The 18,827-nt window shown below is 67.0% G+C and carries 19 protein-coding genes; 4 read left to right on the forward strand and 15 right to left on the reverse strand.

Annotation, left to right across the window (positions count from 1 at the left end; translation table 11 throughout):
• Positions 1–1,527 (forward strand): glycerol-3-phosphate dehydrogenase, encoded by a 1,527-nt coding sequence (glpD, locus tag AC2S9W_RS00005; RefSeq protein WP_076076765.1) that lies wholly within the window; start codon positions 1–3, stop codon positions 1,525–1,527.
• An 81-nt stretch (positions 1,528–1,608) separates the two neighbouring features.
• Here glpD and ahpF read toward each other — a convergent pair whose 3' ends face one another.
• From ahpF to AC2S9W_RS00070, 13 genes are all read right to left on the reverse strand, one after another.
• Entirely contained in the window at positions 1,609–3,192 is a 1,584-nt protein-coding gene (gene ahpF / locus AC2S9W_RS00010) for an alkyl hydroperoxide reductase subunit F (protein WP_486571457.1), read from the reverse strand.
• Positions 3,193–3,327: 135 nt separating this feature from the next.
• A complete protein-coding gene (gene ahpC, locus AC2S9W_RS00015) occupies positions 3,328–3,891 on the reverse strand; it encodes an alkyl hydroperoxide reductase subunit C (RefSeq protein ID WP_076076768.1) in 564 nt (187 codons plus the stop codon).
• A 323-nt stretch (positions 3,892–4,214) separates the two neighbouring features.
• Positions 4,215–4,766 carry a 3-hydroxyanthranilate 3,4-dioxygenase gene (locus AC2S9W_RS00020; RefSeq protein ID WP_243469439.1) on the reverse strand — a complete coding sequence of 184 codons (552 nt, stop codon included), beginning with the start codon at positions 4,764–4,766 and terminating at the stop codon, positions 4,215–4,217.
• Positions 4,763–5,209, reverse strand: a complete 447-nt coding sequence (locus tag AC2S9W_RS00025; protein ID WP_067185885.1) for a RidA family protein — start codon at positions 5,207–5,209, stop codon at positions 4,763–4,765. Before AC2S9W_RS00025 ends, AC2S9W_RS00020 begins: the two co-directional genes overlap by 4 nt.
• Positions 5,206–5,985, reverse strand: coding sequence for a 2-keto-4-pentenoate hydratase (locus tag AC2S9W_RS00030; RefSeq protein WP_083675151.1), 780 nt, complete (start codon positions 5,983–5,985; stop codon positions 5,206–5,208). Before AC2S9W_RS00030 ends, AC2S9W_RS00025 begins: the two co-directional genes overlap by 4 nt.
• A gap of 9 nt (positions 5,986–5,994) precedes the next feature.
• The gene (locus tag AC2S9W_RS00035) at positions 5,995–7,467 is read right to left on the reverse strand and encodes a 2-hydroxymuconic semialdehyde dehydrogenase (protein ID WP_076076771.1); all 1,473 of its coding nucleotides are present in this window, start codon (positions 7,465–7,467) and stop codon (positions 5,995–5,997) included.
• Positions 7,464–8,291, reverse strand: coding sequence for an alpha/beta fold hydrolase (locus AC2S9W_RS00040; protein ID WP_076076774.1), 828 nt, complete (start codon positions 8,289–8,291; stop codon positions 7,464–7,466). The genes AC2S9W_RS00035 and AC2S9W_RS00040 overlap by 4 nt, the downstream gene beginning before the upstream one ends.
• Positions 8,291–9,040, reverse strand: coding sequence for an ABC transporter ATP-binding protein (locus tag AC2S9W_RS00045; RefSeq protein ID WP_234002467.1), 750 nt, complete (start codon positions 9,038–9,040; stop codon positions 8,291–8,293). Before AC2S9W_RS00045 ends, AC2S9W_RS00040 begins: the two co-directional genes overlap by 1 nt.
• A complete protein-coding gene (locus AC2S9W_RS00050) occupies positions 9,037–9,792 on the reverse strand; it encodes an ABC transporter permease (RefSeq protein ID WP_486571458.1) in 756 nt (251 codons plus the stop codon). The genes AC2S9W_RS00045 and AC2S9W_RS00050 overlap by 4 nt, the downstream gene beginning before the upstream one ends.
• Positions 9,789–10,346 (reverse strand): VOC family protein, encoded by a 558-nt coding sequence (locus AC2S9W_RS00055; protein ID WP_076076779.1) that lies wholly within the window; start codon positions 10,344–10,346, stop codon positions 9,789–9,791. The genes AC2S9W_RS00050 and AC2S9W_RS00055 overlap by 4 nt, the downstream gene beginning before the upstream one ends.
• Positions 10,343–11,395, reverse strand: coding sequence for an ABC transporter substrate-binding protein (locus AC2S9W_RS00060; RefSeq protein WP_076076782.1), 1,053 nt, complete (start codon positions 11,393–11,395; stop codon positions 10,343–10,345). Before AC2S9W_RS00060 ends, AC2S9W_RS00055 begins: the two co-directional genes overlap by 4 nt.
• Positions 11,392–12,306 carry a fumarylacetoacetate hydrolase family protein gene (locus AC2S9W_RS00065; protein WP_076076785.1) on the reverse strand — a complete coding sequence of 305 codons (915 nt, stop codon included), beginning with the start codon at positions 12,304–12,306 and terminating at the stop codon, positions 11,392–11,394. Before AC2S9W_RS00065 ends, AC2S9W_RS00060 begins: the two co-directional genes overlap by 4 nt.
• A 129-nt stretch (positions 12,307–12,435) precedes the next feature.
• Positions 12,436–13,263 carry a sulfite exporter TauE/SafE family protein gene (locus AC2S9W_RS00070; RefSeq protein WP_486571459.1) on the reverse strand — a complete coding sequence of 276 codons (828 nt, stop codon included), beginning with the start codon at positions 13,261–13,263 and terminating at the stop codon, positions 12,436–12,438.
• 333 nt (positions 13,264–13,596) lie between these two features.
• Between AC2S9W_RS00070 and AC2S9W_RS00075 the strand changes: the two genes are divergently transcribed.
• Together AC2S9W_RS00075 and AC2S9W_RS00080 are read left to right on the forward strand one after the other, a co-directional pair.
• The gene (locus tag AC2S9W_RS00075) at positions 13,597–14,400 is read left to right on the forward strand and encodes an aspartate dehydrogenase (RefSeq protein WP_076076787.1); all 804 of its coding nucleotides are present in this window, start codon (positions 13,597–13,599) and stop codon (positions 14,398–14,400) included.
• 28 nt (positions 14,401–14,428) lie between these two features.
• Complete coding sequence (locus AC2S9W_RS00080) at positions 14,429–14,875, forward strand: VOC family protein (protein ID WP_067112222.1); 447 nt, start codon at positions 14,429–14,431, stop codon at positions 14,873–14,875.
• A 297-nt stretch (positions 14,876–15,172) separates the two neighbouring features.
• Here AC2S9W_RS00080 and AC2S9W_RS00085 read toward each other — a convergent pair whose 3' ends face one another.
• The gene (locus AC2S9W_RS00085; protein WP_234002468.1) at positions 15,173–16,189 is read right to left on the reverse strand and encodes an amidohydrolase family protein; all 1,017 of its coding nucleotides are present in this window, start codon (positions 16,187–16,189) and stop codon (positions 15,173–15,175) included.
• Positions 16,190–16,356: 167 nt separating this feature from the next.
• Between AC2S9W_RS00085 and AC2S9W_RS00090 the strand changes: the two genes are divergently transcribed.
• On the forward strand, positions 16,357–17,313 hold the full coding sequence (locus tag AC2S9W_RS00090; protein WP_104959849.1) for a LysR family transcriptional regulator: 957 nt from the start codon (positions 16,357–16,359) through the stop codon (positions 17,311–17,313).
• 116 nt (positions 17,314–17,429) lie between these two features.
• Here the strand turns inward: AC2S9W_RS00090 and AC2S9W_RS00095 are convergent, their stop codons facing one another.
• Positions 17,430–18,818, reverse strand: a complete 1,389-nt coding sequence (locus AC2S9W_RS00095) for an amino acid permease (protein ID WP_076076790.1) — start codon at positions 18,816–18,818, stop codon at positions 17,430–17,432.
• Positions 18,819–18,827: the final 9 nt, after the last annotated feature.

Genomic DNA, 18,827 nt, shown 5'->3' on the forward strand with positions numbered 1-18,827 from the left:
ATGACCGACCCCGTGCCGCCGCCCTATGATGTCATCGTGATCGGCGGCGGGATCAACGGCGCCGGGGTCGCGCGCGATGCGGCCGGGCGCGGCGCGCGGGTGCTGCTGCTGGAGGCGGGGGACCTTGCGCAGGGCACCTCGTCGGCCTCGACCAAGCTGATCCACGGCGGGCTGCGCTATTTGGAGCATTATGAATTCGGCCTGGTACGCGAGGCGCTGAAGGAACGCGAGATATTGTGGGGCATCGCGCCGCACGTCATCCGGCCGCTGCGCTTCGTGCTGCCCTATCGCGACGGGCTGCGCCCGCGCTGGCTGCTGCGGCTCGGCCTGTTCCTCTACGACCATATCGGCGGGCGCCGGAAACTTCCCGCGACGCGCTCGGTCGACCTGCGACGGCACGCGGCGGGCGCGCCGCTCCAGCCGCAATATGTGCATGGCTTCGAATATTCGGACGGCTGGGTCGACGATGCGCGGCTGGTGCTGCTCAACGCGCGCGACGCGACCGACCGGGGGGCGCGGGTCCGCACGCGGATGCACGCCGACCTGATGCGCGTCGAGAACGGCCTGTGGGTGGTCGAGGCGACGGGCGAAGGCGGGCGCGCCTATCGCTTCACCGGGCGCAGTCTGGTCAACGCTGCCGGGCCGGCGGTGCTCGACGTGCTGCACCGCGCCTCGGCCCCGCCCGATTACCGGATGCGGCTGGTGCGCGGGTCGCATATCGTCGTGCCGAAGCTGTTCGACCATCCCTATGCCTATTTCTTCCAGCTTCCCGACGGGCGCATCTTCTTCGCCATTCCCTATGAGCGCGATTTCACGCTGATCGGCACCACCGACCAGGACCATGACGGGTCGCTGGCCGACGTCCATGCGAGCGCCGAGGAGGTCGCCTATCTGTGCGAGGGCGCGAACCTCTATTTTCGCACCGCGATCACCCCCGCCGACGTCGTTTGGACCTATTCGGGGGTGCGGCCGCTGGTCGAGGACGGATCGGGCCGCCCCGAGGCGGCGACGCGCGGTTATCGTATCGACCTCGATTGCGACGAGGGCGCGCCTTTGCTCACCATCTATGGCGGCAAGATCACCAGCTATCGCCATGTCGCCGAACATGCGGTCGACGAACTCGCCGCGCATGTCGGGGCGCTGTCGGGCCGGCGCTGGACCGGCACGGCGCCGCTGCCCGGCGGCGATTTCGCGACCGACGGCGCGGCGGCGCTGGCCGCGGAATATAAGCTCGCGCACCCCTTCCTGCCCGCCGCGACGGTCGAGCGCATCACCCGCGCCTACGGCACCGACGCGCGCCGCTGGCTGGGCGACGCGGGCGACTGGGACGCGCTGGGCGGCGAAATCGCCCACGGCCTGTCGGCGGCCGAATGTGAGTGGATGTGCGCAAAAGAGTGGGCCCAATCCCCCCCCGACATCCTGTGGCGGCGCAGCAAGCTGGGGCTGTTGTTCAGCGAGGACGAAGTGATCCGCCTCGCGGCGTGGCTCGATGCGAGGCGCGGCGCAGCTTCGATGCTTGTGGATTGACTCGTTTCGTCATTGCGAGCGGCTTTGCAGCTCGCAATGACGAAGAGTGCCTACAGGGAGACGAGCCGCCTCCGCGTCGTATCAGGCGACCTCGACCTCCGCTTCGGCGGGCAGGCGGATCATGTAGTCGAACGCCGACAGCGCCGCCTTCGACCCTTCGCCCATGGCGATGACGATCTGCTTGTAGGGCACGGTGGTGCAGTCGCCCGCCGCGAAGATGCCAGGCTGGCTCGTCTCGCCGCGATGGTCGACCTCGATCTCGCCGCGCCGCGACAGGCTGATCGCGCCCGACAGCCATTCGGTGTTGGGGACAAGGCCGATCTGGACGAAGATGCCCTCCAGTTCGACCTGGTGCAGCGTGTCCTTGTTGCGGTCCTTGTACGACAGGCCCGTCACCTTGCCGCCATCGCCGAGCACCTCGGTGGTCAGGGCCGAGGTGATGATCCGCACGTTGGGCAGGCTCGCGAGCTTGCGCTGGAGCACGGCGTCGGCGCGCAGTTCGGCGTCGAACTCGATCAGCGTCACATGCGCGACGATCCCGGCGAGGTCGATCGCCGCCTCGACCCCCGAATTGCCGCCGCCGATCACCGCGACGCGCTTGCCCTTGTAGAGCGGCCCGTCGCAATGCGGGCAATAGGCGACGCCCTTGTTGCGATACTCGTCCTCGCCGGGCACGCCCATCTGGCGCCAGCGCGCGCCGGTCGACAGGATCACGGTGCGCGCCTTCAGCGACGCGCCGTTCGCCAGCCGCACCTCATGCAGCCCGCCCTCGCGCTTCGCCGGGATCAGTTCCTCGGCGCGCTGGAGGTTCATGATGTCGACGTCATATTCCTTGACGTGCTGTTCCAGTTGCGCGGCGAGCTTCGGCCCCTCGGTGTGCGTGACCGAGATGAAATTCTCGATCGCCATCGTGTCGAGCACCTGTCCGCCGAAGCGTTCGGCGGCGATGCCGGTGCGGATGCCCTTGCGCGCGGCGTAGATGGCCGCCGCGGCGCCCGCGGGGCCGCCGCCGATGACTAGGACGTCGAACGGGTCTTTTGCGGCGATCCTCTCAGCGGCCTTCGCCTCGGCGCCGCTGTCGAGCTTTGCGAGAATCTGTTCCAGTTCCATGCGGCCCTGGCCGAAGGTCTCGCCGTTCAGGAAGATCGTCGGCACCGCCATCACCTGGCGTGCCTCGACCTCGCCCTGGAACAGCGCGCCGTCGATCGCGGTGTGCGTGATGCGCGGGTTGAGGACGCTCATCAGGTTGAGCGCCTGCACGATGTCGGGACAGTTCTGGCACGGCAGCGAGAAATAGGTTTCGAAATGATAGTCGCCGTCGAGCCCGCGGACCTGGTCGAGCAGTTCGGGCGCGGCCTTGGACGGATGGCCGCCGACCTGCAGCAGCGCAAGGACAAGCGAGGTGAATTCATGGCCGAGCGGGATGCCGGCGAAACGCACCGCCACATCGGGCGCGCCGACGCGGCGGATCAGGAAGCTCGGACGGCGCGCGTCATCGTCGGTGCGCGCCACGCTGACCTTGTCCGACAGCGACGCGATCTCGTCGAGCAGGCCCGCCAGCTCGGCCGACTTCGGGCCGTCGTCGAGCGACGAGAGCAGTTCGATCGGTTCGCGGATGTTGGCCATATAGGCCTGAAGCTGCTGCTTGAGCGATGCATCGAGCATGGAGAGAGTTCCTGTAATCTGAAAAACATCCATGTGCTCCCACGAAAGCGGGAGCCCGGAGCAAAGCCATGCCAGCATTGCGGCCAGACGCTCCGGGTCGCCGCTTCCGCGGGGACACACGGCGTTGTTTTGGGCTTAGATCTTGCCGACGAGGTCGAGCGAGGGAGCCAGCGTGGCCTCGCCCTCTTCCCACTTCGCCGGGCAGACTTCGCCGGGGTGGCTGACCCAATATTGCAGCGCCTTGATCTTGCGCAGCAGTTCGGCGGCGTTGCGGCCCACGCCCTCGGGAGTGATTTCGAGGAGCTGGATTTCGCCCTGCGGATCGAGGACGAAGGTGCCGCGATCGGCGAGGCCGACGCCCTGGCGCAGAACCTCGAAGTTGTTCGAGATGCTGTGGTTCTGGTCGCCGACCATATAATAATTGATCTTGCCGATCGCCGGCGAGGTGTCATGCCACGCCTTGTGGCAGAAATGCGTGTCGGTCGACACCGAATAGACCTCGACACCCATCTGCTGGAGGGTCGGGTAGATGTCGGCAAGGTCCTCGAGTTCGGTCGGGCAGACGAAAGTGAAGTCGGCCGGATAGAAGAAGAAGACCGCCCACTTGCCCTTCACATCCTCGTCGCTGATGTCGACAAACTTGCCATCCTTGTAGGCGGTGGCCTTGAAGGGCTTGAGCGTGGTATTGAGAACGGACATGAGAGCCTCCTGCTGGGTTGTTCGGAAGGCCCCTGTCTAGCGCCCGGCGCGCGCGAACGGAAATTGGAATTCCCCCCGACGCTGATCGAGTTTATCGATCAATAGCCGCTTGCTTTTTCAAAAAGGCGGTTAGCGCGTGGCGATACTGGCTGGAATCGTCATTGCGAGCGGCGAAGCCGCGCGGTAATCCAGAGTAGCGTAGACCGCCCTAGATTGCTTCGCTCCGCTCGCAATGACGAAGTGGGCCAATCCAAGTCATTCGGAATCCTGGAGTATGGAATCTTACCGGTCGTCCTCCCCGGTGGATGGATTTGAGGATCGGCTCAGCCGGCGTCCGCTGCCGGCGCGTGCCTGCCCGGATGGACCGTGCCGCAATGGCCGCAGGTGCGCAGTTCCTCGCTGGCATAGAAAGCCTCGAACAGCGGCGGCAGGTCGCGCACGATGCTCTGGAGCTGAACCTCGACCCGGTGGACGATGTGGCCGCAATCGTCGCAATACCATTGGAAGGCGTCGAGCAGGCCGTCGGGGCGCTTGCGTTCGATGACGAGACCGACGCTGCCCGCGACGGGGCGCTGCGGCGAGTGCGGAACATAGGCGGGGAGCAGGAAGATGTCGCCCTCGCGGATCGGCATGTCCTTCGGGCCGTCCTCGGTCCACAGGCGCAGGTTCATGTCGCCTTCGAGCTGGTAGAAGAACTCCTCGAGCGGATCGACATGATAGTCGGTGCGCTGGTTCGGACCACCGACCACGGTGACGATGAAGTCGGCATCCTCCCAGATCTGCGCGTTGCCGACCGGGGGTTTCAGCACGTCACGATGATCCTCGATCCACTGTTGGAAGTTGAAGGGCAGGCCATAGGTCAGCATGGGCGTCATCCTTGTGTCGAAGCGCGCGGGATGAAGGCGGTCGCCTTGATCTCGATCAGCAGATGCGGGTGGGGAAGCTGGTGGACCGCGACGGTGGTGCGCGCGGGGCCCGCTTCGTCGAAATATTCAGCGTAGACAGCATTGTAGCCGCCGAAGTCGTTCATGTTGACGAGGAAGCTCGTCACGTCGACGACGTCGGCGAGCGAGCCGCCCGCGTCGGCGAGGATCGCGCCGATATTCTCGATCACCGCGCGCGTCTGTTCGGCGATATCGAGGCTGACGGTGCCATATTCATCGGCCGAAGCGCCGGCGAAGCTGTTGTCGGCGCGGCGCGAACTGGTGCCCGAGACGAAGACGAAATCGCCCGCGCGGCGATAATGCGGAAAGCGGCCGCGCGGGCGCGCCTTGCCGGGGATCACCCTGCCCCCTCCATTTTGGGCGCTGCCGCTCATGCCGCGCCTCCTTCGATGGTGAAGCCGACGCGGCCGAGATGCCCGGCGTCGAGCGACACGGTGCGCGCCTCGCCGATCGCCGCCGCCGCCGTCGCGCCGCCGAGCATCACGGTCCAGCCGGGCTGAAGCGTGAGGCCCGCCGCGCCCGCAAGCCGCGCCGCCGCGACCAGCGAGCGGATCGGGTCGCCAAGGATCGCGGCGCTGGTTCCCGTCTCGGCAATTTCGCCGTCGACACGCATCTCCATTGCAACGTCCGAAACGTCGGTGTCGGCGGCGAGCCACGGGCCGACCACGAAGGCCGACGACGACGCATTGTCCGCGACCACATCGCCCAGCGCGAAGCGGAAATTCTCGTAACGGCTGTCGATGATCTCGAGCGCCGCCGCGACCGCATCGACCGCCGCGAGCGCCTCTTCGCGCGTCACCTCGCCCGCCAGCGGCGCCTTCAGGCGCACCGCCACCTCGGGCTCGACGCGAGGGTGGATGAAGCGCGCGCGATCGATCGCGCCGCCGTTCACGACGACCATGTCGGAGGTGAGCCGGCCCCAAATCTGGTCCTTGAGGCCCATCTGCGCCATCTTCGCCTCGCTGGTGAATCCCATCTTCATGCCGACGAGCGTCGCCCCGCGCGCCAGCCGATGGTCGATCGCGGCGCGCTGGATGGCATAGGCGTCGGCGAGCGGCAGTTCGCCCGTCTCGCCCGTGATCTGCGGGATCGCTTCCGCCCTTTGCGCGGCGGCGTCGAGCCTCGCGGCGATTGCACTGATGTCCACCATTTCGGTCCCTTACAGTTTCACGCAGATGTTGGTCGGCTCGGAATAGAAGTTCAGCGAGTGCTCGCCGCCCTCGCGCCCGATACCCGACAGCTTCATGCCGCCGAACGGCGTGCGCAGGTCGCGCAGGAACCATTCGTTGACCCAGACGATGCCCGTTTCCATCTGCGCCGCGACGCGGTGCGCGCGGCCCACGTCGCGCGTCCAGATCGCGGCGGCAAGGCCATAGTCGGTATCGTTGGCGAGTTCGACGGCTTCCTCCTCGCTGTCGAACGGCGCGATGTGGCAGACGGGGCCGAAAATCTCCTCGCGCACGCAGCGCGCCTCCTGCCCGAGACCGGTGAGGATCGTCGGCTGAACGAAGGCGCCGCCCGCAAGCGCGCCGTCGAGGTCGGGCACGCCGCCGCCGGTCACCACCATCGCGCCTTCCTCACGCGCGAGCGCATAATAGGAGAGCACCTTTTCGCGGTGGCCGTGCGAGATCAGCGGCCCCATGTCGGCGCCCGACCACGGATCGCCGACGGTCAAAGCTTCCGCGCGTTCCGCCAGCGCTTTCACGAAGCGGTCAAAGATCGGGCGCTCGACATAAATGCGCTCGGTGCACAGGCACACCTGCCCGCAGTTGGAAAAGACCGACCGCACCGCCCCCGCGACGGCCTCGTCGAAATCGCAGTCGGCGAAGACCAGCGCGGCGTTCTTGCCGCCCAGTTCGAAGGAGACCGGCTTCACGCCCGCCGCCGCGACGCGCATGATCGCACCGCCCGTCGCCGATTCGCCGGTGAAGGTGATCGCGTCGATGGCGGGATTGGCGGTCAGCCACTCGCCCGTCGAGTCGGCGCCGAAGCCGTGGACGAGGTTGAACACCCCCGGCGGCACGCCCGCCGCGTCCATCACCTCAGCGAGCAGGGTTGCGGTCGAGGGGGTCTCCTCGCTCGGCTTGACGACGACGACATTGCCGCAGGCGAGGGCGGGCGCGACCTTCCACGTCATCAGCAGCAGCGGCAGGTTCCACGGCGAGACGATCGCGACGACGCCGAGCGGGCGCGCGATCGCATAGTTGATCGCGCTGCGCCCGTCGGGCAGGTCGGTGCGGAAACTCGGCATCGCGCGTGCTTCGGCGAGCGCGGCGAAGGCACGGAAATTGGCGGCACCGCGCGGAATGTCGATCGTCCGCGCCTGATGCAGCGACTTGCCGGTGTCGGCGATCTCGGCCGCCGCGAACTCGTCGAAGCGCGCCTCGATCCCTTCGGCGATGCGGATGAGCAGCTTGCAGCGCTCGGCCTGCGACATCCTGCCCCACGGCCCCTTGAGCGCTGCGCGGCCCGCGGCAACGGCGCGGCCCACGAGGTCGCGGCTGGCGAGCGACACGCGGCCCGCGACGCTGCCGTCCACGGGATTCACATTGTCGAACCAGCCGTCACCCTCGACGAAGGCGCCGTCGACATAGTTCAGGACCGGCCGGTCGGCGAAGGGATAGGCGCTCATGCCGCGCCTCCTACCGGCACATAACCGGCGGCGTTGCTGTGCGCGGGGCCGGACTGGCCGACATGGCCCGCCATCTGGAGCAGCGACAATATCGTGTCGTTGAACTGCACCGGCTGTTCGAGGAAAGCCGAATGGCCGGCGTCGTTGATCTCGACGAGGAAGGAGCCAGGCACATCGGCCTGCACCAGCCGCATCGCCTCGACGGGAAAGAGGATGTCGTCGAAACCGCACAGGAACAGCACGGGAAAGCCTTTGCCGCCCAGATCGGCGGCGGGCCGGGCCGCAAACTTGCCGGTCAGGCTGTGGCGGTCGACGGCGTTGAAGCTCGCGATCTGGCGATAGAGCACCGCCAGTTCGCGCGGCGCGCTCGCGCCCAGCACGCGCTCGATCTGGTCCATAGCGGCGGTCTTCGCGCGCGCGGCGTCCATGAGCGCCTTGACCCCGGCACTCTCTTCGATGCCGTGCAGGCTGTCGCAGACCGCCAGCGCCGCGACGCGTTCGGGCGCGCGGTGCGCGAAGCCGATGCAGGTCCCCGCCCCCATCGACTGGCCGACGAGCGCGACCCGGGTTTCGCCCAGATGGTCGAGCAGCGCGGTCAGGTCATCGACAAAGGCATCGCGCCCGCGCCCGTCGATATCGCGCGACAGGCCGAAGCCGCGATGGTCGAAGGCGATGACGCGGTTCGAGCGCGACAGCGCGTCGAGTTGCCGATACCAGATCGCGTGATTGCCGCCGATGCCGTGCGCCAGCACGACGGCCGGTCCTTCGCCCTGCGCCTGCCAATAGAGTTCGGCGCCCGCAGTCGCCAGCACTCCGCTGTCCATCACGCTACTCCCATCAATTTGCTGAGCCGCACGACATAGTCGCCGAACGCCGGGTTCTCGCGCGTGACGCTGGGGTCGCGCGGGCGCGGCAGGTCGATGCGGACATCCTCGACGATAGTCCCCGGCCGTTCCGACATCACCAGCACGCGATCGGACAGCAGCACGGCCTCCGCTATGCTGTGCGTGACCAGCACCACCGTCTTGCGGTCGCGCTGCCAGATGCGCAGCAGTTCCATGTTGAGCCGGTCGCGGGTCAAGGCGTCGAGCGCGCCGAAGGGTTCGTCCATCAGCAGCACCTGCGGCCCGCGCGCGAGCGCCTGGCCGATCGCGACGCGGTGGCGCATCCCACCCGATAACTGATGCGGATGGCTGTCTTCGAACCCCGTCAGGCCCAGCGTCTCGACCAGATCGGCCAGCGCCGCCGCGTCGGGACGCTTCGCCGCCGGGTCGAGGTCGACGCCGAGCAGCAGATTGTCGCGGACATTGAGCCACGGCAGCAGGTTCGACGTCTGGAACACGAAGCCCATATCCGCCGACGGTGCCGTGACATCCGCGCCGTTGAAGCGGATATGTCCTTCCTCGAAGGGAACGAGGCCTGCGATCAGCCGCAGTAGCGTGCTCTTGCCGCAACCCGAGGGGCCAAGGATCGAGACGAACTCCGACGCGCCGATCTCCGCGCTGACGTTTTCGAGAACACGGCGACCGCCGAACAGCTTGCCCGCGCCCGAGAGGGAAATCACCGCGCTCATGCCGCCCGCCACCAGATGAAGCGTTCCCAATAGGCGACGCCGTAGAAGAGAAGCAGCGACAGCACCGTGACGGCGATCAGCGCCGCGAAGGTCAGCGTCGTGTGGCCGGAGCCCGAGGCAGTGAGGATCAGGTTGCCGAGCCCGTCGTTCGACCCGACGAACTCGCCCACGACGGCGCCGATCACCGCGAGCGGCATCGCGACCTTGCACCCGTCGAGGAAGCTCGGCAGCGCCGCGGGGACGCGCAGCCGCCAGAAGCCCTGCATCGGCGTCGCACGCAGCGCCCGGAAATGCTCCTCCAGATGCCCGGGCGTGCTGGCGAGCCCGCCCAATGTCGCAATGATGATCGGGAAGAAGGCGAAGAGGAACGCCATCATCAGCTTCGACGCCAGCCCATAGCCGAACCAGACGACGATCAGCGGCGCGAGGCCGATCTTCGGGATCGACTGGAGCGCGACGAACAGCGGATAGACGGTGCGCTTCGCGGTGCGCGAGAAATGAATCAGCGCCGCGATCGGCACGCCCAGCGCCACCGCGATGAGGAAGCCCCAGAACACCTCGGTCAGCGTGACGAGGCTCTGCGCCAGGATCGGCCCGCGCGAATCCCACAGTTCGCCCAGGATCGCGCTCGGCGGCGGCAGCAGGTAGGAGGCGACCCCCGACCAGCGCACGCCGAACTCCCACGCCAGCCCCAGCGCGAGGAAGAAGCCCGCGCTGATCGCGGCATCGCGGCCGAACGGCGCGCGCGTCATGCGCCGTCGTCCTTGTCGAGCAGCGCCTGAATGCGCGCCGGGGGCGGCACCAGAAAGCGGTCGAGGTGCCAGCGGTCGAAGGTCTCCAGGTCCTTCCCGTTCCACACCGACGCCGTATGGGGATGGTCGGCGTCGATCTGCGTCATGTCGGTATAGAATTCGACATTGTTGCCGTCGGGATCGCGGAAGACGAGGAAGCTGTTCGCCCCCGGCCCGTGCTTGCCGATGCCGCGGTCGATCGGGATGCCACGCGCGACCAGCATCGCCGCGACCGCCTCCATCTCCGCGATCGTTTCGAGGCGATAGGAGAAATGCTCGACCGCCGGATAATGACCGTCCGGGATGCCGGTATGGCCGGGCGGAAGCTGGAGCAGCGCGAGATCGTGATGATCGGTGCCCGCGCGCAGAAAGACCATGTTGTGGTCAATCCAGTCGGACACCTCCAGCCCGACGACTTCGGTGTAAAAGGCAAGGCTGCGGTCGATGTCGCGCACCTTGAGCACGAGATGGCCGAGCCGCGTCGGGCGCGGGCGATAGAAAGCGGGATCGGTCATGGCTGTTTCCCCATGGGCACGAAAGCATTGGTGAAGAGCTGCGCGCTCTGGTCGAAATCCCGAAGCTGGCCGCTCGCCTGCAGAGTGGCGACAGTGCGCTCGATCTTTTCGGGGCGAAGGCGGTGCGAGCCACCCTCGGCCGCCATCAGTTCGGCGGTCTCGCGGATCTGGCGTTCGGTGACGGCCTCGTCGAGCAGCGGATAGGATTTGCGGATGATCGCCAGCGCGGCTTTCGGGTCGCGCGCCGCGTCGGCATAGCCGCGATAGGCGGCCTTCAGGAAGGCGCGCACCAGCTCAGGGTCCTTTTCGATCAGCGTATCGTGCGCCGCGAAGCCGCTGCCGTAGACGTCGAGCCCGAAATCGGCATAGGCGATGCGGCCGACGGTGACACCCTTCGCCTTCGCCGCCTTGTCGAACAGCGCCATCGAATTGCCGAGCCAGCATTCGGCGGCGTCGATCCGCCCCTCGACCAGCGAGGAGACGACGATCGCGGGGTCGAGCTGGATTTGCTCGACGCGGGCGGGATCGACGCCATTGTCGCGGAGCCACGCGGGCAACAGCGCCTGGATCGCCGAACTCTGCCCCGCCCCGAAGCGCAGGCCGGCAAGGTCGGCGGGCCGTTCGACGCGGTGGCGCTCGCGCACGAAGCAGGCGCCGGCGGGAAGCCGCATGTTGATGCCGCCGATCATCCGCACCCTGCCGCTCTTGGCACGGCTCAGCGCAACCGACAGCGGGTCGAGATAGGCGAATTCGAACATGCCCTGATCGAGTTCGTTCGCGGTCCGCATCCCGCCGAACCCGCGGACGGGCTCGACGTCCAGCCCCGCGTCAGCGAAATAACCCCTGTCGATCGCGACGAAGATGCCCGCCATGCTGCCCTGCGGCAGCCACGCCATGTTGAAGCGGACCGGCCGCGCGCCCTCGTCCTGCGGCGCTGTGCGCGGCGCCATACCGCCGAACGCGCTCCACAGGGTCAGCGCCGCGATGCCCGCGACGACGAGCAGCGGCACGATCAGCGCGCGGCGCGAGAAGGCAACTCTTTCGGTCATGCGCGCGGCAGATGCGGCGCGGAGACGGGGTTGCGCAGTTCGCCGATCCCATCGACCCACGCGTCCATCACGTCGCCGTCCTTCAGGAACACGCCGCGCCCCATGCCGACCCCGGCGGGGGTGCCGGAGGCGATCAGGTCGCCCGCCCTGAGTTCGAGGACCGTCGAGAGATAGGCGATCTGTTCGTAGATGTTGAAGATCATCTCGGACGTGTTGCCGTCCTGCATCGCCTCGCCATTGACCTTGAGGCCAAGGCGGATGGCGTGCGGATCGCCGAGGCAGTCGCGCGGCACGAACACCGGGCCAAGCGGCGTGAAGCTGTCGAAGCTCTTGCCGCGGAACCAGTCGTGCGAAAAGGGAAAGTCACTGCGCCGCGTCCGGTCGCGCGCCGACACGTCGTTGACGATCGTATAGCCGGCGATCAGATCGTGCGCGGCATCGACTGGGACATTCTTGCCCGACCGGCCGAGAACGACGCCGAGTTCGACCTCCCAGTCGGGGCGCGACACCTGCGGCGGCACGGTGACGGTATCGCCGGGACCGACGACGCTTTCGATCGTCTTGAGGAAGATATAGGGTTCGCTCTCGGCCTTGGCGGCGAGCTTGGTCTGCATCTCCTCGGCGTGCTCGATGAAGTTGGACGCGGCGGCGAAGATGCGGCGCGGCTCGAACGGGGCGGCGAGCGTCGGTGCGCCGATTCCGCCGGTGGCGCCTTCGAGCGCGCGGGCGAGCGCGAACAGCCCCTCACGCCGCGCCTCCCAGTCGCGGACGATCGCGGTGACGTCGCCCGCGACGGCCGCGAAGCCATGCGTCGCCGCGGCATCGTGCAGGTCGTGAAAGGCGCCGCCGACCTGGATCGTCGGGCGCGGCCCTTCGGCGGCGGCGCGGGTGGCAAGGGCGAACCAGGTCATGCGTTTCTCTTTCTTTCCAAAAGCGCCGGCGAGCGCGGGACCGGCGCGGACGAGCGCGAGACCGGCGCCAATCCGCGCAAGAGCCGCGCGGCGACCGAGCGGGCGAACAGGGGCAGCGCGCATCGCATCTCAGCCGAAGGCCCGGAGCAGCATCCGCACCGCGACGACGGTGAGGAACAGGCCGAACAGGATGCTGAGCTGCCGCTTCGACAGCGCGTGCGCGATGCGCGCACCCAGCGGCGCGGTGACAAAGGTCGCCGGGCCGATGATCGCAAGCCCGATCAGGTTGACGTAGCCGAGGCTGCCCGGCGGCAGGCCGGGGACGTTCCAGCCGGCAATGACGAAGGCGACGGTCGCGGGCACGCTGATCATCAGGCCGAACAGTGCGGCAGTGCCGACCGCGCGGTGGATCGGGATGGCAAACAGCGTCATCGCTGGCACGCTGAGCGTGCCGCCGCCGATCCCCATCATGCTCGACACGCCGCCGATTCCGAAGGGGATGAGCTGGCCGCCGACGCCGCCCGGCATCGCGTCGGCGATGTGCCGGCCTTCGAGAGGCAACAGCATCTTGATCGCGACGAGCAGCGCGACGATGCCAAACACCGCCGACAGCACGTCGCCCGACACGCGCGAGGCGAGGACGACCCCCGCGATCGCGCCGAGGAAGATAGCGATGCCCCAGCGGCGAAGCTGGACATGATCGACCGCGCCCTTCGCCTCGTGCGCGCGCGACGAGGAAATGGCGGTCGGGATGATCGTCGCCAGCGAGGTCGCAACCGTGACATGCATCCGCACCGACGGATCGACGCCGAGCGCGGCGAGCACGAGGTCGAGTACCGGCACGATAACGATGCCGCCGCCGACGCCCAGCATGCCCGCGATCACGCCGCCGACCGCCCCGGTCAGCAGCATCATCGCCGCCAGCGTCAGCAATTCCGGATTCAAAAGCGCGTGCATCGGTCCTCCCCAAAGATCGGCGATGCTTGTGCGGGGTCCGGGATATGCAGTCAAAGATGGAAAATGAGTTTTTCTATAACCGAAAATAGATAGCCGGTGAAACGCAAGCCGAGAATATCAAGCCTTTATCCACGCCCGCCCGTCATGTTCGTGTCGAGCGAAGTCGAGACATCCATCGGGATAGCGCTTGGTCGATGGGTGTCTCGACTTCGCTCGACACGAACGGATTGAGATGGCGCATAGTTAGAGCACAGGGCTCTATATCCTTTTCAGGATATCAAGGCGGCCAAAGGATATTATCCTATATAGCAGCGCCGCCCTAGCGCGGCAGGCATGAAAAGCATCGGCATCGCCGGATTCGGCACCATCGGCCGCGTGGTCGCGCGCCATATCGAAGCAAGCGAATTGCCGCTGAAACTGGCGGCGGTTTCGGCGGGCGACCGCAGCCGCGCCGAAGCGGCGATGGCGCAGCTGAAGACGCCGGTTCCCATCGTCGACACGCACGAACTGGTCGCGCTGTCCGACGTCGTCATCGACAGCGCCCCGACCGCGGCCTTCCGCGAGATCGCCGAAACCACGCTGCGCGCCGGCAAGACGCTGGTCACGGTCAGCGGCGCGGCGCTGATGCAATGGCCCGAGGCCGCCGACGTCGCGCGCGCGCACGGCGGGCGGCTGATCCTGGCGACCGGCGCGCTGCTCGGGCTCGACGCGGTGCGCGCGGCGGCGGTCGGCACGATCCACTCGGTCACGATGGTAACGCGCAAGCCGGTCAAGTCGCTGATCAAGGCCGAGCATGTCGTGCGCAACAGGATCGACCTCACCGCGATCACCGAACCGCTCAAGATCTTCGAGGGCAGCGCGCGCGAGGGCGCGATCGCCTTTCCCGCCAACGTCAACGTCGCAGCCGCGCTCGGCATGGCGGGCGTCGGCCCCGAACGCACCCGGCTCGAAATCTGGGCCGATCCCGCGCTCGAACGCAACACGCACCGCATCGTCGTCGATTCGGACAGCGCGCGGCTGGAGTTGGGAATCGAGAATATCCCGACCGACGAGAATCCCGGCACCGGCCGCATCACCGCGCAGAGCATCGTCGCGGCGCTGAACGACCTCGTCGCACCGATCCGCATCGGCACCTGATTTCCTTGCCAACAGAAAGGCCCGAGACATGACCACCCGCCTGCGCCATGTGGCGATCGCTTCCGCCGACCCCGATCATGCGGTCGGCTTCTTCACCGACGTCCTCGGCTGGACCGTCGCCGGCAAGGTCGATAGCCGCAACGCGCGCGGCTATTATGTGACCGACGGCCATATCAACATCGCGCTGCTCTGCTTCAAGAACCGCCCCGCCGCGGGGATGGAGTTCCCCGAAGGCTATACCGGGCTGCATCACATCGGTTTCCAGTGCGACGACATCAACGACGTCGTCGCGCGGTTCGAGAATTCGGGCTATGCCCCGCGCCACGACGTCAACCTGGCGCAGGGCCTCGGCAAGAATCCCGCCAAGGACAATGCCGAATACAAGATGACCGGCCCCGAAAGCGTGATGGTCGACGTGTCCGAACGCGGCTGGGTCGGCACCGACAGCTACAAGGGTGTTCCGCCCGCGGCGTGACGTCCTTGCCCTGAAATGCGAAGGCCGCCGGAGCCATGCTCCGGCGGCCCCTTTTGCGTGCGCCGAACATGCTCGGAAAATCGGTGCGCGAGCGGCCGGTTTCGACCGGAAGCTGCCGTCCATCTCCCCTCCCGCAGGCGGGAGGGGTTGGGGGTGGGCAGCGGCGGTGCAAAGGCCCACCCCGCTGCGACTAACGAACAAGTTCGTAAGTCTCGCTGCCCCTCCCGCCTGCGGGAGGGGAAACCAGGGAATGTCTCAAACGACCGCTTCCCACCCCAAAGCCGACATCGGCAATGGTTACAGGTTCAGGAAGGCCCGCGCATTGCCGCTGAGGATCTTCGCTTTCTGCGCCGCCGACAGTCCGTCGTGCTCGCGCACAAGCGCGCCGATGTCCTGCTCGCCGAGCGGGAAGGGATGGTCGGAACCGAGCAGGATGCGGTCCTCGCCCATCACGTCGACCAGCAGGCTGAGCGCGCGCGGATCGAACACGGCGGAATCGACGAAGAAGCGGTCGACATAGGTCGACGGCGGGTTCGGGCAATCGACGCGCACGATGTCGCGGTGCTTCCACGCATTCTCGACCCGGCCGAGCAGGAAGGCGAAGCTGCCGCCGCCGTGGCCGAAGCAGATGCGCAGGCTTTTCGGCAGACGCTCGAACGCGCCCGACAGGATCAGCGACAGGATCGAAAGCTGCGTTTCCGCCGGCATCGCGACGAGCCAGGGCAGCATATATTTGGGCATGCGCTCGCGCGCCATCATATCCCACGGGTGGACGAGCACCGCCGCGCCGACATCGGCGCAATGGGCCAGGAAGGTCAGCAGCCCCTCGTCATCGAGGTTGCGCAGCCCCATGTGGTTGCCGATCTGCACGCCCAGATGCCCCGACGCGACCGCGCGGCCGACTTCGGCGCATGCCATGTCGATGTCCTGAAGCGGTACCTGCGCCAGCGCCTGCATCCGGTCGGGCGCATGGGCGCAGAAGGCGAGCGCCGCATCATTGAAGCGCTGCGCCGAATCGAGCGCCTGTTCGGCGGGGCGGCCGTAGCCGAACATGATCGGCGTCGCGCAGATGATCTGGAGGTCGATACCCTGCTCGTCGAGCGCCTCGATGCGGCGGGCGGGATCCCAGAGGATGTCCTCGACCGGGCGAAACGGCTTCGTTCCCGACATGATGAGGCCGGTGCCGTCGCCGGCGTCGCGAAGCCACGGCAGCCCCTCCGCCTCCGCCTGCGCGCGATAGGCGGCGTCCATCGCGGGGAAGAAATGGCTGTGCATGTCGATCACCGCCGCTGTGTGTGATGCCTGTCTGTCCATGCGTATTCGCGGCGCTCCCCGTCCATCGGTCGATTACGACCGGCGGCCGGTTCCGGGCGCGGGTCGAATACCCGGGTAGCCGGGGTTTGCTATCAACAATAATCTCCAGACTTGTCCTCGCTATTATAAAATGGCTATAACTGTATCAGGCCGCCCGGGGGAGCATCATGCCAAAATTTCACGAGAATTTTCTGCTGAGCCGTCTGAAGCTCCGCCAGTTGCGGCTGCTCACCGCGATCGCCGACGAAGGCACGGTGCTCAAGGGATCGCAGGCGCTGAACATCGCCCAGCCGGCGGCGACGAAGAGCATCAAGGAGCTGGAGGACGCACTGGGCGTCCAGCTGTTCGACCGCTCGTCGCGCGGGGTGACGCCGACCGATTTCGGCGAGGTGATGATCAAGCATGCGAAGCTGATCCTGACCCAGCTTCGCCACGCGAGCGAGGAGCTGCAGTCGCTGGAGGAAGGCCTGTCGGGCCGCGTCCATGTCGGCACGCTGCTCGCCGCATCGACGTCGCTGCTGCCGCGCGCGCTCGCCCGGCTGCGCGAGCGGCGGCCGGGGATCGCAGTGACGGTCGCCGAGGGCACGATCGACCGGCTGATGCCCGGCCTGCGCACCGGCGACATCGACGTCGTGCTCGGCCGCCTGCCCGAATATCGCGAGCGCGAGGGGCTGAAGCAGGACGTCCTTTATCTCGATACGGTGTCGATCATGGTGCGCGCCGATCATCCGCTGGCGGCGCGCGACGCGCTGAGCCTCGCCGAACTCGTCGACCAGCCGTGGGTGATGCCGCCGCCGCAGACGTCGCTGCGTCGCCAGATCGACCACGCCTTTCGCCACGAAGGGCTGGAGCCGCCGCGCGACGTGATCGAATCGGTGTCGATCCTGACCAACCACGCGCTGCTGATGAGCACCGACATGCTCGCCGCGATGCCGCACCAGGTCGGGCTGGGCCAGGCGGGACTGGTCGCGCTGCCGGTGACGCTGGAGGGCGCGAGCTCGCGCATCGGCGCGACGACCCACGCGCATGTCGAGCTGTCGGCGGCGGCGCGCTATTTCATGGGCGTGATCCACGAGATCGCGGCCGAAATCCGCGCCGAACTAGGGCAGGACACGGTCAGCTAGAGTGTTTTCAAGTCAGGTGGAATCACCTGACGACTCGGAAAACACGGCAAAACAAGAATCCAGAGTGCCGGTTTTGATTCAATTAAAACCGAACGCACTCTAGGTTCGACGCGAAGCTATGCGGATTCGAACGTTCCCCGCGACCGCGCCATACGGCGCCAGACCAGATAGGCGGCGGCGATCAGCACCAGCCACGGTCCGCCGGCGAATACCGCCACCTGCCAGTCGGCATGGAGCGCCATCGTCACCGTGATCGCGCCGAGCAGGACCAGTCCGAGAATCTGCGCATAAGGAAAGAAGGGCATGCGCACCGGCAGATCGGCCCCCTGGTGCCGCCGGCGGAAGCGGAGGTGGCTGACGAGGATCGCGCTCCACACCAGCAGGCCGCCGAACAGCACGATGCCGAACAGATAGTTGTAGGCGAGCGGGGTCAGGATCGACAGCGAGGCGGCGGCAAGGATGCCCGCGCCGGTGACGGCGGTCGCGCGCATCGGCACATTCTGCGCATTGAGCTGCCCGAGCGCGCGGGGCGCATAGCCGCCGCGCGCGAGCGAGAAGAGCATCCGCGAGCCCAGATAGATGCTGGTGTTCATCGCCGACAGCGCCGCCGTCGCGACGACGAAGTTCATCAGCCCCGCCGCATAGGGGATGCCCGCGCTCGCGAACATCTTCACGAACGGGCTTTCGGTGACGACCTTCGCGCCCGATTCGGTCCATGGCAGGAAGGCGACGATGATGAACAGCGCGAGGATGTAGAAGAGGAACAGCCGCGCCGCCATCGTGCGCAGAGCGGCGGGGATCGCGACCTTCGGGTCCTTGGCCTCACTGGCCGTGCCGACGACGAACTCGAGCCCCATGAAGGAGAAGAGCGCCATCAGCACCGCCAGCCAGACGCCCAAAAAGCCGTTGGGCAGGAAACCGCCCGCAAGGCCAGTGACATTGTGCAGCCCGATGGGATCGCCGACGATGCCCAGGATGCGCGACAGGCCGACGACGATGAAGGCGACGATTGCCGACACCTTGATCACGGTCAGCCAATATTCGACCGATCCGAAATTATGCACCGCGCGCGTGTTGATCCACAGCACCGCCGCGGCGCTGCCGATCGCCCACAACCACACCGGCACGTCGGGAAACCACCAGCTCATGTAGATGCCGACCGCGACCGCCTCGGCGCCGATCAGCAGTACCTGCTGAATCCAGTATGTATAGCGGACGATGAAGCCCATCATCGGCCCGAGATAGATTTCGGCATAGGTGCCGAACGAACCTGCGGTGGGGTGGACGACGGCCATTTCGGACAGGCTGAACACCATGATCACCGCGATCAGCGCCGCGATCAGATAGCTGATGAGCACCCCCGGCCCGGCATAGCCGATCGCGATTCCCGATCCCATGAACAGGCCGGTGCCGATCGCGCCGCCGAGGCCGATCATGATGATCTGCGCCTTACTCAGCCCACGCTCGAGTCCCGCCTCGCGATCGAGATAGGCCTGTTCGTCCATCGTCACTCC

The organism is Sphingopyxis sp. 550B (assembly GCF_057401805.1).